This window comes from Anaerobacillus alkaliphilus, from assembly GCF_004116265.1.
Taxonomy (GTDB): Bacteria; Bacillota; Bacilli; order Bacillales; family Anaerobacillaceae; genus Anaerobacillus; species Anaerobacillus alkaliphilus.
This window is the reverse complement of sequence record NZ_QOUX01000046.1, coordinates 159215-175522: the sequence shown is the minus strand read 5'-3', so window position 1 is coordinate 175522 and position 16308 is coordinate 159215. Positions and strand designations below refer to the sequence as shown.

At 38.6% G+C, this 16308-nt stretch carries 5 protein-coding genes and 1 tRNA gene; 5 read left to right on the top strand and 1 reads right to left on the bottom strand.

The features are described from left to right. Positions 1-300: 300 nt before the first annotated feature. Positions 301-9429 carry a carboxypeptidase regulatory-like domain-containing protein gene (locus tag DS745_RS16065; RefSeq protein ID WP_129079253.1) on the top strand — a complete coding sequence of 3043 codons (9129 nt, stop codon included), beginning with the start codon at positions 301-303 and terminating at the stop codon, positions 9427-9429. Between the two features lie 185 nt (positions 9430-9614). Continuing rightward, complete coding sequence (locus DS745_RS16060) at positions 9615-11150, top strand: right-handed parallel beta-helix repeat-containing protein (protein ID WP_338324549.1); 1536 nt, start codon at positions 9615-9617, stop codon at positions 11148-11150. A gap of 475 nt (positions 11151-11625) precedes the next feature. Here the strand turns inward: DS745_RS16060 and DS745_RS16055 are convergent. Continuing rightward, positions 11626-11722, bottom strand: a tRNA-Sec gene (locus DS745_RS16055). Between the two features lie 217 nt (positions 11723-11939). Here DS745_RS16055 and DS745_RS16050 point away from each other — a divergent pair. The 3 genes from DS745_RS16050 to DS745_RS16040 all read left to right on the top strand — a co-directional run bounded on the left by DS745_RS16050 (position 11940) and on the right by DS745_RS16040 (position 16305). Continuing rightward, the gene (locus DS745_RS16050) at positions 11940-13199 is read left to right on the top strand and encodes a hemolysin family protein (protein WP_129079252.1); all 1260 of its coding nucleotides are present in this window, start codon (positions 11940-11942) and stop codon (positions 13197-13199) included. 128 nt (positions 13200-13327) lie between these two features. Continuing rightward, the gene (selB, locus tag DS745_RS16045) at positions 13328-15271 is read left to right on the top strand and encodes a selenocysteine-specific translation elongation factor (protein ID WP_338324548.1); all 1944 of its coding nucleotides are present in this window, start codon (positions 13328-13330) and stop codon (positions 15269-15271) included. Beyond that, positions 15253-16305 (top strand): glycosyltransferase, encoded by a 1053-nt coding sequence (locus DS745_RS16040; protein WP_129079251.1) that lies wholly within the window; start codon positions 15253-15255, stop codon positions 16303-16305. The genes selB and DS745_RS16040 overlap by 19 nt, the downstream gene beginning before the upstream one ends. Positions 16306-16308 lie beyond the last annotated feature (3 nt).

Genomic DNA, 16308 nt, shown 5'->3' with positions numbered 1-16308 from the left:
TAAAGTAGGGTCTAACTAGAGGTATTCCATTAGTTCTTTGAACTAATGGAATACCTCTTTTTTTCATCATTGTAACCGAACTTCCAAATAATCCTCTGCTTATTGAAAACGGACGGAGAAAAATTTCCGTTCTTTCATCCGACATTTTTAGCTAAGCACTTTGGAATACATCTTCGACAAAGCCATTAGGTATAATTAATCAAAATTTACAAAATAGTAAAAATATTCAAAAATAACAAAGGAATAATCTTAATACTTGAGGTATTTAGTAAATCGAATAAAAAAATTGGAGGTGGCAAGATGGGTCAGAGGAGATGGAAAAAGCAACGAAAATGGTTTTCACTTTTCTTTATTTTTCTTTTGCTAGTTAGTAGTTTTTTACCACAAATTTCGTATGCAAACGAGCTTATGGAGACAGGGGAGTTACTAACAAATGAACTGGATATAGAAAGAGAAAGGGAAAAAGAATTTGCGGCACCTTTTGAAGATACAGAAGCTACCGATGAGTTGGCAAGCCTACTATCTGGATTAGGATGGGAAGCACCAACACTTGGTAGTGACATGGATCTGGAATTAGAGAAAGAAACTGTAGAACCTGCTGTTTTAGAGGAACTGCAAAAAACAGAAACAGTTGATGTTATTATCCGCTTAAACCAGAAAGAAGATTTAGAGCAACTGCATAAAGAGGTAAGCAAGAAATCAAAAAGGGAAGACAGAATTAAAACGGTAAAAGGTAAATTACAACAAAGAGCTGCTGCTTCACAAAAAGCTTTATCTGAAGCACTTTCTGCTCTTGAAGAAAAAGGGAAAGTAAAACAGAAGGAATCCTTGTGGGTTATTAATGCTATTACAGCAACAGTTGACCAAGAGGCGTTAGAATTGTTACAGCAACATGAAGATGTCGAACGAATTACTTTAGATCAAGTGATTGAACTACCTGAAATTAAAATAGAAGAGTCAAAACCACGTTTACCTGAGTGGGGACTTGAAAAGATTTACGCAACAAAAGTTTGGGGAGATTATGGATTAAAAGGAAAAGGAATTGTAGTTGGTATTATGGATACTGGGGTAGATGGTTCTCATGAGGCATTAATGCATAATTACCGTGGAAGAGATGGAAAACATCAATATTCTTGGATAGACTTGTCCGGTAATAACTATGCTACACCTGGTGATGGGCACGGGCACGGTACACACGTAGCTGGTACGGCAGTAGGTGGAGGTAAAGGAGAACCAATTGGTGTCGCTCCAGAAGCGGAATGGATTGCGGCCAAGATTTTTAGTGATGGAGGTTCTACGACACTTTCAGCTATTCATAGAGCGTTTGAATGGTTTATTGCCCCTGGTGGTGACCCTTCTAAAGCACCTCATGTTGTAAATAACTCGTGGGGAAATGCGAATACGTATAATTTAGAGTTTTATGAAGATGTCCAAGCATGGGTTTCTGCGGGAATTTTTCCGTTGTTTTCTGCAGGAAACGAAGGACCTGGTTCTCAAACGATAGGATCACCTGGTAGTTTCCCAGATTCATTTGCTATTGGCGCGACAGATAAAAACGACCAAGTTGCTTCTTTCTCTAGTCGTGGACCAGTTTTTTGGGCAGACGAAAGCGGTAATCAACAACGTTTGATTAAGCCGGATGTTTCAGCACCTGGGCATCAAATCTATTCTGCTTGGCCATCTGTTAGAGGACAAGGAAAATATCACACAATTAGCGGAACATCAATGGCAGCGCCACATGTATCAGGGGCTATTGCTCTCATTTATCAAGCGAACCCCAATTTAACAATCGATGAGGTAAAAACGTTATTAAAAGAAACGGCTAGAACAGAATCGTTTATGGGGAATGTTCCAAATGATGTGTATGGGCATGGGATCATAAATGTGTACCAAGCGGTTACCCAGGCAGCTTATGCAGGCCGAGTAAGCGGAACCATTCGAACTTCTGATGGAGCGGAAGTTCAAGCGAAAGTTTCTGTTCCAAGTCAAAACATGCAAGTAAGCACTTCAAATGGAGAATTTCAACTTTCTATCCGTGAGGGAAAACATACAGTGAAACTCGAAGCTTTCGGATATAAAACACTAGAGGCTGAAGTTACCGTTACCAAAGGACAAACAACAGAAGTTTCCTTGCTACTACAGGCTTCCTCTCGTTATTCTGTTACAGGGAAAGTGGTAGAAGAAGGAACGGATCATGGCGTTGCATTTGCTTATATTCGTGTAAAAGGAACACCGTTAACTAGTGTCAGAACGAATGAGTTAGGGGAATTCGCGATTCAGGCTGTTCCAGCAGGTACTTATGAAATGGTTGTTTCCGGTGAAGGGATAAAAGGAAGAACAGAAACAATCAACGTGAATGAGAATAAAGAAGTCGAACTAGCTATTCAAAAAGATGAGACAAACACAGAGAGAGATTGGGCTACAGCAAACAACAATAATAGCAGGAATGCAGTCTCTTCAAATGCAATCGATGTAGAAAGTTTAACGAGCAATTGGCAGTATTCTTCTTCAGCGAAGGGGCAAATTTTGTTTTCTACTCCATCTGTAGCTGAAAATGTAATTGTATTTACAACAGACCGAGGCTGGATTACGGCATTAAATCGTACAACTGGCGTTGAACGTTGGAGTGTAAGACTAGGTGCAACGAACCGATCGACTCCAACTATTGCAAACGGTGTTGTTTATCTATCTGGTGGACAAGATGGAAACATTTATGCACTAGATTTACAGAGTGGTAGAGTTCGATGGACAAAAGGGATCGGACAACCAGCCATTTATGAATCTCCTATTTACAAAGATGGTGTTTTATTTGTAGGGTCAGGGTTAGTAGATAACCCTAGTGTTTTTGCTTTAAATGCAGAAAATGGTGATACAATTTGGTCAAAATCATTAGGTGGTTCATCTTTCTTTGGTGCAACCTTAGGAGAAGATCTGTTATATATTGGTTCGTATGATAACCGAAAGCTTCATGCACTGGAGCTTTCAACTGGGAGTGAACGATGGAGCATTACAGTTCCACAAGAAGGATTTGCCTCACGACCTGTTTTCCATGAAGGGAACATTTATGTCGTTAGCGCAAACTTTAATAACCAAGCAGGTACACTACATGCCATTAATGGCAATAATGGTGAATTGATTTGGCGAGTAGCCGGAGTAGGAGATACGCAAGCAGGTTCACCGGTTGTATTTGAGGACATTGTCATAGTGAACTCAGCAGCGCAACCAATATTGCGAGGATTTAATAAAGCCACAGGTGAAGTAGTATGGACAAATCGTTCCGTCGGGACTGCTGTTCATAATGGCTCGGTTACCGCGAATGGAATTCTATTCTACGCAAACACGAGCGGAAGTTTTTATGCAATCGATGTGTATTCTGGCAACATATTAAAAGAGTTTTCATTACCGGATTACAGTACATCAGGTATCCCTGTTGTGCCTGGTAACGTTCTAGTAGCACATCGGTCTGGGATTGTAAGTTATCAATCTCCAGGCGTGGTAGAAGGGCGAGTCATTGATTCTAATGGTAAGCCACTTGAGGTAAGTGTTTCCGTTATGGAAACTGGTGAGCGTGTGATGTCTAATTCTACTGGAGACTACTCCCTTCCACATGAACCTGGGAAGTATTCAGTGAAAGTTTCACATTATGGGAAGAAGCAAGTAATCGAAGAAGTGACCTTTGTATCTGGTTACAAAGAAAGAAGAAATTATCAGTTAGAGGAAGCAGAAGAAGGATCTCTTCAACTTTCCATAAAGGATGCGAGAACAAAAGAACCTTTATTTGGTGTAGAAGTACTAGTAAAAGAAACTCCTCTGAATGGTGCTACGAATGATAATGGGGAACTACAATTTGGAGCTGTTTACGAAGGGACATACGAAATTGAGATTGCTCTTAATGGATATGAAGTGACAAAAAGAACAGTAACAATTGAGGCGGGAAAAACAGCTGTTTTATCAATGGAACTATCACCTTTTGATATTGCAGTCTTAAATGATTGGAATAGTGAAGTAACCTCATTATTAAATATGAACGGCTTTTTAGCAGAAGAAAGAGGATGGGACATTATCGAGGATATTTTCCGCTATGATATCGTTTATTTAAACGGTGCCTATGGCTCAGGAGGTTGGAAGCCTGACCGAGCCCTGTTTAACACCCTGATAGAAAAAGCTAAAGAGCATGACGTTAGTTTAATTTTTGCGGATGCTTGGGGAGCTAATTACGGTTCGATAAGACAGTTAACAGAATTTAAGCAAGATCCGAAAGAGATTGCTCATCATTATGGCCTAACAGGTCAAGTTCGACTACAAGTTGATCAAGCTCATCCAATCTTTGAAGGATTTGAGGTTGGGGACCGAGTGACTTTATATACTCGTACAGGAGACTTTGCATGGTTTAATCAATACTCTGGCCGAAGCATCGCGACCATTGGCAGTACTACACAAGGTATGGTAGGAACGGGTGTTGCCTATAAAGCAGTTTCAGAAAACAGTGCACATTTATTATTAGGAAGTCATGCTGCAGCTCCTTGGATTTCTCCTTTACAAGGCTGGCTGTCGGATATGCAAACCATTTTATTTAATGGAATTGATTATTTACAAGAAGCATCCTTTGGTGAAGTAGTTGGTACGATTGTGGATGACGAAGGAAATCCAGTAGAAGCAGAAATAGCGATCGTAGAGACAAACAATACAACCAAAGCAAGTGTCATTGACGGTAGGTCTTCGTTCCAATTCTTCCATGACGAAGGAACCTATACATTAGAAGTTCGAGCTTCTGGATTTACAACACAAACAGAAGAAGTTACCATTCAGCATGGTTCCCCTATAGAGGTGCAAATAGTGATGGGTTCATCAAACGGTGACCGAGTTGCTGGAATAGTAACAGACGGATTAACGCAACAACCTGCACAGGCAGCAATTGTTACGATGGAAAAAGACGGAGAAGTGCTTGCGGAATTGACAACAGCAGCTAACGGTAGATTTGAGTTTACTGGTTTAGAATATGGAACCTACACATTAAAGGTTAAAAAAGATGGATATATTCAATTAATCCAACAAGTACAAGTAGGTAGAATGCAAGAAGAGCTTCAATTAGAGATTTTCCCTACTCCTAAAGTAGCGGTATTTGGTGAATACAACTCAAATGGACGTAACTTTCAAGCAGCAATGCAGGAAGTAGGAGTAGAAGCTACGTCATTAACTTTAACAAATGTAGTAGATGAAGTAGGGAATTTCGATGTTTTATTTATCAATGACGTACCAACATCTTCTTTTACAAAAGTTCTATTTGATAACTTGTTGGCTGCAGCAGATGCTGCTCAAACTAGTATCATCTTTGGGGATACGTACTACACGGGCTCAGGAATAAATCATTTAGTTCGACATAGGCAAGATCCGCGTGTACGAAACACCATTTTGGAAACGACAAAAGCCGCAGGGTATATTGTTTTAGAAGAACACCCTATCTTTAGAGGATTTAATGAAGGTGACTTTGTTGAATTGCTGTTGCCGACTGCTAGCAGAGTAGGGTACTTTTCAGAGTATAGCGGCTATAGTCTTGCAACGATTACACATGAAGGAAATGAACATTCACTAGGTTTAGGAGTTGCGTATAAACCAAGAACTTCTAATAGTTTAGAATTATTAATGAGTGGCCATGGATTTGGACTAGGTCATCACAATGAACACTACACAGTTCAAGGAAAACAGGTTCTAACAAATGCGATCGTATGGGCTGCTTATACTTCCTTCCATACGATTTCAGGTCAAGTAACGGATGAAAGTGGTAACCCATTATTAGCAGAAATATCAGTTGTTGGAGAACCATTTTCTACAACAACTGACCCAGAAACGGGAGAATTTACGATTGCTATTAAAGATGGAAACTATCAAATTTTAATTGATTCATTTGGCTATCAATCTCGTCAAATCCAGGTACAGGTTGATGCAAATATGGAACCATTAAATATTGAATTAGAAGTAGATACCACCGTAGGTTCTATCCGTGGTCTAGTTGAAAATGAGAAGGATGGTACAGCGATAGGTAATGTGTCGGTTGAGGTAATCGGTGTTCCTAGAACTTCAACGACAAGTGCGCAAGGATCATTTTCCATTGAAAGGCTTATGCCTGGTAACTATCAACTACTCTTAACGAGAGAAGGCTTTGTTAATAAAAAAGTCGAAATTGAGGTTGGTACAAACGAAGAAGTAGCGATTTCACTTACCATGAAACCTTCTCCAACAATTGGTGTGATTGTAGACTCTACTGCATCTGGAACTGTTAAGATGAAGGATTACTTGGAAGATCGCGGCTATCGTGTTATCGATATGTCCTATACAGATTTGGAACTTTTACAAGAGGTAGATCTTGTCATTGCGAACTCTGATTACGATAACAACAGAATTCCAACTCGAAACGTATTTCATGCTTTCCAACAAGCTTTAGATACGACAGAAACTTCTGTCATTTGGACAGGTCAACATGGTGGAAGAGGTTCGATTCGATATTTATATGAATACGAAAATAATCCTTCCATAGAAATCAGAGGAAGTAAAGCAGGTATGCAAGGGACCGTTAATGTGGAACATCCGATCCTTGAAGGAATTCCTAGTGCGTATTCTTTATTAGCTAGTAGCAACTACTATTATGCTTTTGATGGATATGATGGAACCACTATCTCGGACGTGACCCATCCAACAGACGGCAGAATTGGAAGTGCAATTGCTTATAGAGGGAGAACACTTCACTCACTTGAAGTATTACTGGCTAACTTTACCTTCTCTAACAGTTTCCATCCTGGAAACCCATCATTCTTTGATAAAGAACGCGAGACAATTTTTAACAATGCGATTACGTGGGCTTTAGATAACGAAGAGCCGTTAGTTGGGGAACTTTATGGCCAAGTGGAAAATAACCAAGGAATAGCTGTAAAAGCTACTATTACAGTCAATGAAACAGGGAAACAAATAGAAACAGACCATTTAGGAGCGTTTCGTTTAGGGTTACCAGAAGGCACGTACACACTAGGTATTAATGTATTTGGACACCACCCAGAGTCGTTTACCGTTACTATGACAAATGGAGAGAAGCAGGAAGAGACATTTATTGTGACAGCTGATCGAGCGGGTGTGATTACAGGTACTGTCTTACATGCCCAAAATGAAGCTCCTATAGCGGGTGCGGTTGTTGCTATTATGGGTACACCAATTACAGCAGTAACAGATGAAAATGGTGTGTATCAAGTAGTCGTTCCAGTAGGGGAATATGATGTTCGTGCCTCAGCTTCAGGATATACTTCAACAATCCATAGAAATGTGTCTGTAATAGAAAACGAAGAGGTTAATGTTAACTTCTTATTAGAAGAATCGGAGAAAGTAGCAGTCGTTGCTACCTCTACAAATGGAAATCGTTTAATGACATTCCTTACAAGTAGGGGCTATGAGGCTGAATTACATGTGAACAGTAACTTAGATAACTTACGCGAAACGATGGCAGAATATGCGGTTATCTTGTTTAATGAGAAACATTCTAGCATGACGAAAGACGCGTTTGAACAATTTTTACAACTGGCACAAGAGAATGGAGTAAGTATCATTTTTGGTTCCCAGTTTAATGGTGGAACGATCCGAGATTTATCAGACTTTACTGGAAATCCGCAAAATGTAAGCTGGAGTTATGTACCGGGCCATGTCAATGTAAAGGTGGTACACTCGCATCCTATTTTCGCTGGCTTTACATCTAATGAAATTCCACTATTAAATAATGGAACGAGTAACCAGCAATATGCGGTTTATTCTAGCTATAGTGGAACAACCATCGGTTCACTCTCGCATAATGACCAAGGAATTTTAGGAGATGGGATTGGATATGAGTTTAAGAGTGCAAACTCTGTTCATATTTTACTCTCAGGTTTACAAGTGGGTACGTATGGCCATCCGGAAAGTCGCTGGACTGATGAAGCGAAACAATTGTACACGAATGCCATTGACTGGGCAATTTCAGCAAGCCTAGGAGAAATCACTGGTGTTGTTACAACAGAGGATGGAAAATCAATCTCTAATGCAACTGTATTTATTCCATCATTAGGATTGGAAACAAAAACGAATGTAGCTGGTCAGTACCGTCTAGGAGTTGGTACTGGAATGTACGAACTGAAAGTTGTTGCTAGAGGTTATGAAGAGCAAACACAAACAGTTAATGTATCTCAACTTGGAGAAACAGTAGAAGCGAATTTCGAATTAACTAAAGTAAATGGTGTCATGATCTCCGGAACGATTAAGAAAAAGTCGGAAGTAGGAATTGCAGGAGCAATTGTTACCTTAAGAGATGTTGGCACGAATACGATCTTAGATGAGATCGTAACAAATGATGTAGGATACTATGAATTTGCAGATCTTCTAGACGGCGAATATGAAGTTTCTGTTGAGGTAGATGGATATCTTCCGACAAGTGAGAGAGTGTTGATCGAAGGAGAGGATATCATTCTGAACCTGTCATTACAATCGATTCAAGTAGCAGTGATTGGAGATTGGAATGATAAACTATCTACGTTCCTAAACGAACAGGAATTGTTTGCAGAAGCAAGAGACTGGGATTTAGTAGAAGAAGTAGAAAAGTATCAACTAATTGTTATTAACACAAATAAAGGTACAAAAGAGCAACTAAAAGCATTAATAAACGCGGCAGATGAGCATCAAGTAAGTCTCGTGTTTGTTGGTACATGGGGAGTAGAGGAAGGTTCTATTTCCTTACTGGAAAAAACAGTTGGTTATCCAACACTTGATCAACAAGGGTATAACGAAGGGGAAGTAATGTTACCAATTACAGATCATCCTATCTTTGAAGGTTTAGGTAATGGCTTCGGAAATATTGTAATTCACGCAAGTAAGAGTCCATATTCTACTTTTAAAGATTATCCAGGAAAAGTAGTTGGGAACATCTTAGTTGGTGGAGTAGACAAAGGTGCATCTATAGCATATGCATTTATGGGCGAACGACATATGCATCTTCTCTTATCTTCTTTTGCCGTAACTAATATTATTGGACCAAACTACGGCTGGACAGAAGACGGAAAGCAACTATTTGTTCAAGCGTTACGATTTGCCATGGAAGCAGAGCGACCAGAAGAACCAATGGAGCCTGAGTTGCCAAGTATTCCGCAATGGAATGAAAAACAAATTAGAACTAGTGAAAGCCTTGTGGAGGTTACTGGTCATGGGGAAGTTGGCTCTATCATTCACATTTACGAGATGAAAGGTAACAAAAAAGAGTTACTCCTTTCAACTGTAGTAAATGAAGATGGAACGTTCTCCATCCAACTCGAGTTTATTAAAAACGGTAACTATTTCTTATATGCTCAGGCAGAGAATGAAACAGGATTATCTGAGTGGAGTGAAAGCTTACAAATTGTTAAAACTGGGAAGCCAAAGTAATGAAACTGAGATAACCAGCAAGACAGAAAAAGACATAAAAGATAGCCTCTTTTATGTCTTTTTTCACTTCTTATAAAATGTCAAGATAAATAAGACTAGTTATACTAATGGTTTTAAATACAGTGTGATTGAAACGTACTTGTTGGTTAACTATAGTAAATAATGATGAAAAAAGGAGGAACAAAATGGGAGTTGAATATCACGTAGCAAAGAATGGATCTGACCTTGGAAATGGAACAAAACAGGATCCGTTTCTGACAATTAACAAGGCAGCCTCTGTTGCTGTAGCTGGAGATACAGTCATTGTTCATGAGGGTGTCTACCGGGAATGGGTCAAACCTAAAAATCCAGGATTTAGTGGATGGAGAAGAATTACCTATAGAGCTGCTGAAGGTGAGAAAGTTATCATAAAAGGCTCTGAGCAAATACAAAATTGGGAAAAACTCGAAGGAAGCGTATGGAAGGCAGTTATCCCAAATGAATTTTTTGGAGAATATAATCCTTTTAAAGAAGAATTATATGGGGATTGGATTGTTTATAATCCAGGCAGACACCTAGGAGATGTTTATGTAAATGGCAAGTCCTTCTATGAGGCTGAAAATTTTGAACAAGTAGTAAATCCTGTTGTCAAAACAGAAGTACTAGATCACTGGACAAACAAAATAGTAGCTCCTCATAATCCTGAGCAGATGAAATATGTCTGGTATGCAGAAGTTGATGAGAACCATACGACCATCTATGCAAATTTCCATAACTACAACCCTAATGAAGAATTAACAGAAATTAATGTCCGAAAATGTTGCTTTTACCCTGAAAAGACAGGCATGGATTACATAACAGTTCAAGGTTTTGAAATGGCCCAGGCAGCAACACCCTGGACACCACCAACAGCAGATCAGCCTGGTTTAATTGGTCCTAATTGGAGTAAAGGTTGGATCATAGAGGATAATATTATTCATAATTCAAAATGTAGTGGAATTAGTATAGGAAAAGAAATTTCAACAGGAGATAACTATTTCACGAAACGGAAGGATAAGCCTGGTTACCACTATCAGTTAGAAACGGTCTTTGCTGCGGGGAAGATTGGATGGAGTAAGGAAAAAGTTGGTTCCCATATTATCAGAAATAACATCATATATGATTGTGGTCAAAATGGGATTGTCGGTCATCTTGGCTGTATTTTTAGTGAGGTCTATAACAACCATATTTATAATATTGCAATAAAGCGCGAGTTTTATGGACATGAAATTGCAGGTATTAAATTACATGCAGCGATTGATACGCAAATATACGATAATCGTATCCATGACTGTTCTTTAGGCTTATGGCTAGATTGGCAGTTACAAGGAACAAGAGTTAGCAGGAACCTTTTTTATCGAAATAATCGAGATTTGTTTGTTGAAGTGAGCAGCGGTCCATACTTAATTGATCACAATATTTTGACTGCCGACTATGCTTTAGATAATCATGCTCAAGGTGGAGCCTATATTAACAATATCATTAGAGGAAAAATGGTTCATCGTAAAATGCTCGATCGTTCCACTCCGTATCATGAGCCACATAGTACAGATGTTAAAGGCATTTCAGTTGTCTACGGCGGAGATGATCGCTGGTACAACAATATCTTCATTGGTGATGATGAATTGGAAGGTGTGGGTACTTCTCATTATCATGGATATACAACTTCTTTAGAAGAATTTATCGAAACAGTACAACGATAATCCGGCAGTGATCATGAAGCATTCAATCTAGTAGAGCAACCTGTTTATATTAATAAAAATGCTTATCTGAATGGAGCTAGCCCTTTTGAAAGAGAGGAAGAAAATTTCATTTCAGAGGTTAATCCTAATTTTAGTATTGTTGAGGAAGGCGAGGAAGTTTATTTAGAGTGTGAGCTTCCTGAAGAATTTGAAAACCTACTTGGAGAAATTCATTCGACTCATACCTTGGCAAGAGTACGACTTGTAGATGTAGAATTTGAAAATCCAGATGGCAGTGAAGTGATACTGAATAAGGACCTTTTAGGAAACTTAAAAGAAGAAAAAAGTGTCTTAGGTCCAATTTCTCAGTTGAAGAAAGGAAAAAATCGCATAAAGGTTTGGGGTTAACTAACCTAGACAACGAAAAAGAGACTTCTTAAAAGTTCGGTGAACTTTTGAGAAGTCTCTTTTGTAGTATATGTAATTATGTAAGCGTTGGCGGGACTGTGTGGGAATCGAACCCACCGAAGACGGCACGCGCCTCCCATAAGGTTTTGAAGACCTCGGCAAACACCAGTTACACAACCAGCCCCGTATAAAAGAGTCAACTACAATTATATAATATTTTGTACAAGCTTTCAAGGGTAAAGTATTATACTTAAGTTCCAATATAAGCAAATCACTTGGTATTATGTTAGCACAAACCCAATTATTTCTATTACTAGTGTTTTTTAAACATAAATGAATAGGCTCTCTTTGGGAAAGTTAAAGCTATAGAAAATTAGCGGTAACTTCAGGTGGTGAAGCTGTATGGATGAATTTCCTTTTTATATTATGGTTTTATTGGTGGTTCTTTTAATATTATCGGCATTTTTCTCTTCTGCAGAAACTGCATTTTCTAGTGCTAATCGGATTCGTTTGAAAAATTATGCAGATGAAAATCGTAAAGGAAGTAAAAATGCGTTGATGATTTCAGAGAACTTTGATAAAGGACTTTCAACGATCCTAGTAGGGAATAACGTTGTTAATATTGGTGCAGCAACAATATCGGCAAAATTAGCGACTGATCTTTTTGGGTCAGGAACTGGTATGCTAATTAATACGGTCGTTATGACGATGCTTGTATTAATCTTTGGTGAGATATTACCGAAGTCTTATGCAAAAGAAAACGCAGAATCATTCGCTTTGAAAATATCAGGAATATTAGCACTATTAATGAAACTTTTAGCCCCTATTACGATCATTTTTATCTCATTGAAGAAAGCAATCTCAAAAATGATTACAGCCAAGGAACACACTCCTTCAGTAACAGAAGAAGAACTAAAAGTCATGATTACGATAAGTGAAGAAGAAGGAATTATCGATCAGAAAGAAAGAGAGCTTGTGTATAGTGCGTTAGATTTCAATGATATTGTAGTGGGGGAAATTCTCACACCACGAATTGACATGATTGCCGTTGAGGTAAATGATCCCCATGAAGAAATATTAGAGGTTTTCCTTACAGAAAGGTATTCTAGAGTCCCTGTTTATAGCGAGAATACGGACAATATTATTGGGATATTATCTGAACGCGAGTTTTTATCACACTTAGTTCAAAACAAAACCTTTAAGGTTAAGGATCTGTTACGAAAACCAAAGTTTGTGGTGGAATCACTGAAGATCTCTTCGTTACTCCCTGAATTGCAAAAAAGTAAAACTCATATGGCGATTGTCATTGATGAGTTTGGTGGAACCGAAGGCTTAATTACGATGGAAGATATATTAGAGGAAATTGTTGGTGAAATATGGGATGAACACGATGAAAAAGTAAGCAATATGAATCAATTTGATGAGAATACGTATCAATTTACCGCAGATTTTCCTCTAAATGATTTCTGCGAGCTAATGAACGTAACGATCCCTGATAGCTCTTATCACTCATTAGGCGGCTGGATTGTAGAGAAGATCGAAAAAATTCCTACTGTTGGTGAAGAAATTCACTATTATCATTTAACAATTATCGTTCACAAAATGGACGGCAAAAGAATACGCCAACTTATTGTAAAGAAAAATACTTCTGAAGGGGAATGAATGATGAAAGATGACTTCATCATTCATTTTTTTTTGCTTTTTTTGAATATACCGTTTTCCTTGCGTCATAACCGATTTTAAGAGTAAAGTATAAAGGGAATAACTTGTATACATAAGGAATAGAAAGGTTGGTATTTCTAATTATGGGAGACCGATTTTATACGATAGGAATGGCAGGACATATTGATCATGGGAAAACGACGCTTACAAAAGCGTTAACGAACATTGATACAGACCGACTAAAGGAAGAAAAAGAACGTAACATCTCGATAGAGTTAGGGTTTGCACCATTAAAGCTAAAGAGTGATATACAAGTGTCTGTCATTGATGTTCCTGGACATGAGCGCTTTATTCGCCAAATGATTGCTGGTGTTGCGGGAATTGATTTGGTCATGCTCATAGTAGGTGCGGACGAAGGTGTGATGCCGCAAACAAAAGAGCATTTAGACATTTTGTCGTTATTGGGGATAAAAAACGGAATTATTGTTGTGACAAAGATTGATCGTGTTGACGAAGAATTATTAGAACTAGTTCAAGAAGATATCGCAATGGAAGTAGCGGGAACATTTTTGGAAGAGGCACCATTCGTTTTTGTTGATAGTATATCGAAAAAAGGGATTGATCAGTTAAAAGACGTCATTGAAGAAAAATTGAGTGATGTACCTAGTCGTGATGCAAAGGGTGCTTTCCGATTACCAATTGATCAGGTTTTTACAGTCCATGGTCAAGGAACAGTGGTAAGGGGGACGATCTATGAAGGGGCTATTAATGAAGGAGATATTCTTGAAATATTACCCCAAGGTCTAAAAGTTCGGGCAAGACAGCTCCAAGTTCATCATGAAAAGAAAGAACGAGGCTTTGCGGGTCAACGAACCGCAATTAACCTTGGAGGAGTTTCAAAGGAAGAAGTAAAACGTGGCGATGTTCTTGTTTCAACTCAACAATACGCGACAACATCTACTATAGATGTATCCTTACAGACATTAAAAGGTTTAGACCACCCATTAAAGCAACGTGGACATATTAAACTACACCTTGGAACAGCAGAAGTCTATGGGAAAATCGTCTTTTTTGATCGCAATGAACTCTCAGGTGAAGAATCTGAAACCATTCTATGTCAGTTAAGACTAGATGAACCAATTGTGACTAGGAGAGGCGATCGCTTTATTTTACGGAGACCAACACCGGTAGAAACGATTGGTGGTGGCTTTGTCATTGACCCGAATGGTGAAAAATATAAGTTCGGTGAAACAACCATTGACATGCTTGAACGAAAGAAAGAGGGAACCCCGTTAGAGCGAGTTACTGACATGTTAAAAGAAGAGAAATACGTCTCAATCGTGAAATTGCAAAAGCTTGTTGATCTCCCTGAGGATATTGTAAGAAATGCAATAAACGAACTCTTAGAGAAAAACAATATTATTGAAGGCGAACAGGGAGACTTTGTTTTATCCTCTATTTATGTTGAGATCGTCGAACTTATCCGTCGCGATTTAGAAGAATTCCACGAGGAAAACTCATTAAGAGAAGGAAAAAGTAAAGCAGAAGTCCTCCATTCTCTAAAGCAAAACTATCCAGCGAAGTTACTGGAATTTGTTCTGTCTAGAAGTGAACAGGAGAATCAGCTTGCAAAACGTGGACAATTCATCGCGCTAGCAGAGTTCCAGCCACATTTTCCGAGTAAATGGGCAAAGCGCATGGAACAAGTCGTGACAGAGCTAGAGAAACAAGCTCTGCAGGTCGAGAACTGGGAGTCAATTGTAACAAAGGCTGGTCTGCCAACACAACTTCAAGAAGACCTAAAGCATTACTTAGTTCGTACAAACAAGGTTATACCTTTAGATGAAAAACACTATATTTCACGTACCCATATTAAAGTAGCTGTGAAAAAATTAAGGGAAAAAACAGCGGATGAATTTGAATTGCAAGATGCAAAAGAAGTATTGCAATTATCTAGAAAATATTTAGTCCCGTTTATGGAATTGTTAGATCGGTTAAGATTAACTACTCGTACCGAGACAAAAAGGAAATGGCAACACGTGGAGTATGATAAATGGATAGCAACCGAATAAATCGAAATAATTTCTCGTTAACATTTGTAACCCCTTATTATGATCAAGGACGTGGCAATGCAACGACGGCAAGAAGGATTGTAAGTGGTTTGATCGAAAATGGTGTGACAACAAGCATACTACCTTATGAAGAACAGCGATACACAGATGATATCATTGAGCGTATCGAGGCAAGTACCCTTTTGCACGTCCTTCATTTTCGCAGGTTCGCTGAGTGGCTCGAAGCAAATAATTATCATGTGAAAACACCCTACATTATCACTTCTGGTGGAACCGATGTAAATATGGATATTTTTAATGAACAACTAAGGGATAAGATTGGCCATGTTTTAAGAGATGCGGCTGCTGTTACCGTGTTTAGTCAAGATGCAAAAGATAAATTGATCGATATATATCCGGTAATCGCCGGTAAAGTCGATATTGTGAAACAGAGCGTTTGGTTTCCGGAGTCCTTGCCTACCAATATTGAAGAAAATCGTTCAGTAGGAACAAACATACTTTTACCGGCAGGTTTAAGAGAAGTGAAAGATGTGTTGTTTGTCTTGCCAGCGTTAATTAAACTTAAGCAACACTATCCTAATCTAACTTTTACGATATTAGGGGCTCCTCTCGAGTCTGAAATAGTTGAAGCCGTAGAGTTCGCGCAGAAACGTTATCCGTGGATAAGGTATGTAGAAGAAGTACCATTAGAAGAAATGCCTGAAATCTACATGAAACATGACATCGTTATCAATTCTTCTTTATCTGAAGGGCAATCTTCGGCATTATTAGAAGCGATGCTGCTTGAAAAACCAGTCGTAGCTAGAAACAATGGTGGGAATCAAAGTATCATTAAACATGAAAAAACAGGATTTTTATTTGATACAATAGAGGATTTCTATCAACAAGTACAACATTTACTAAACAGTAAACAATTGTACAAGCAGATTAGTGAGAATGGGAGAAAGTATGTGACAGAACACCATTCCTTAGCAGAGGAGATTGAGAAATATCTTGATCTATATAAGGTAGCCATTGAAAAAACCTGCCAATAGACT

Coding starts and splice junctions, on each gene's coding strand:
- DS745_RS16065 (WP_129079253.1), top strand. CDS start 301: ATGGGTCAGAGGAGATGGAAAAAGCAACGAAAATGGTTTTCACTTTTC.
- DS745_RS16040 (WP_129079251.1), top strand. CDS start 15,253: ATGGATAGCAACCGAATAAATCGAAATAATTTCTCGTTAACATTTGTA.
- DS745_RS16060 (WP_338324549.1), top strand. CDS start 9,615: ATGGGAGTTGAATATCACGTAGCAAAGAATGGATCTGACCTTGGAAAT.
- DS745_RS16050 (WP_129079252.1), top strand. CDS start 11,940: ATGGATGAATTTCCTTTTTATATTATGGTTTTATTGGTGGTTCTTTTA.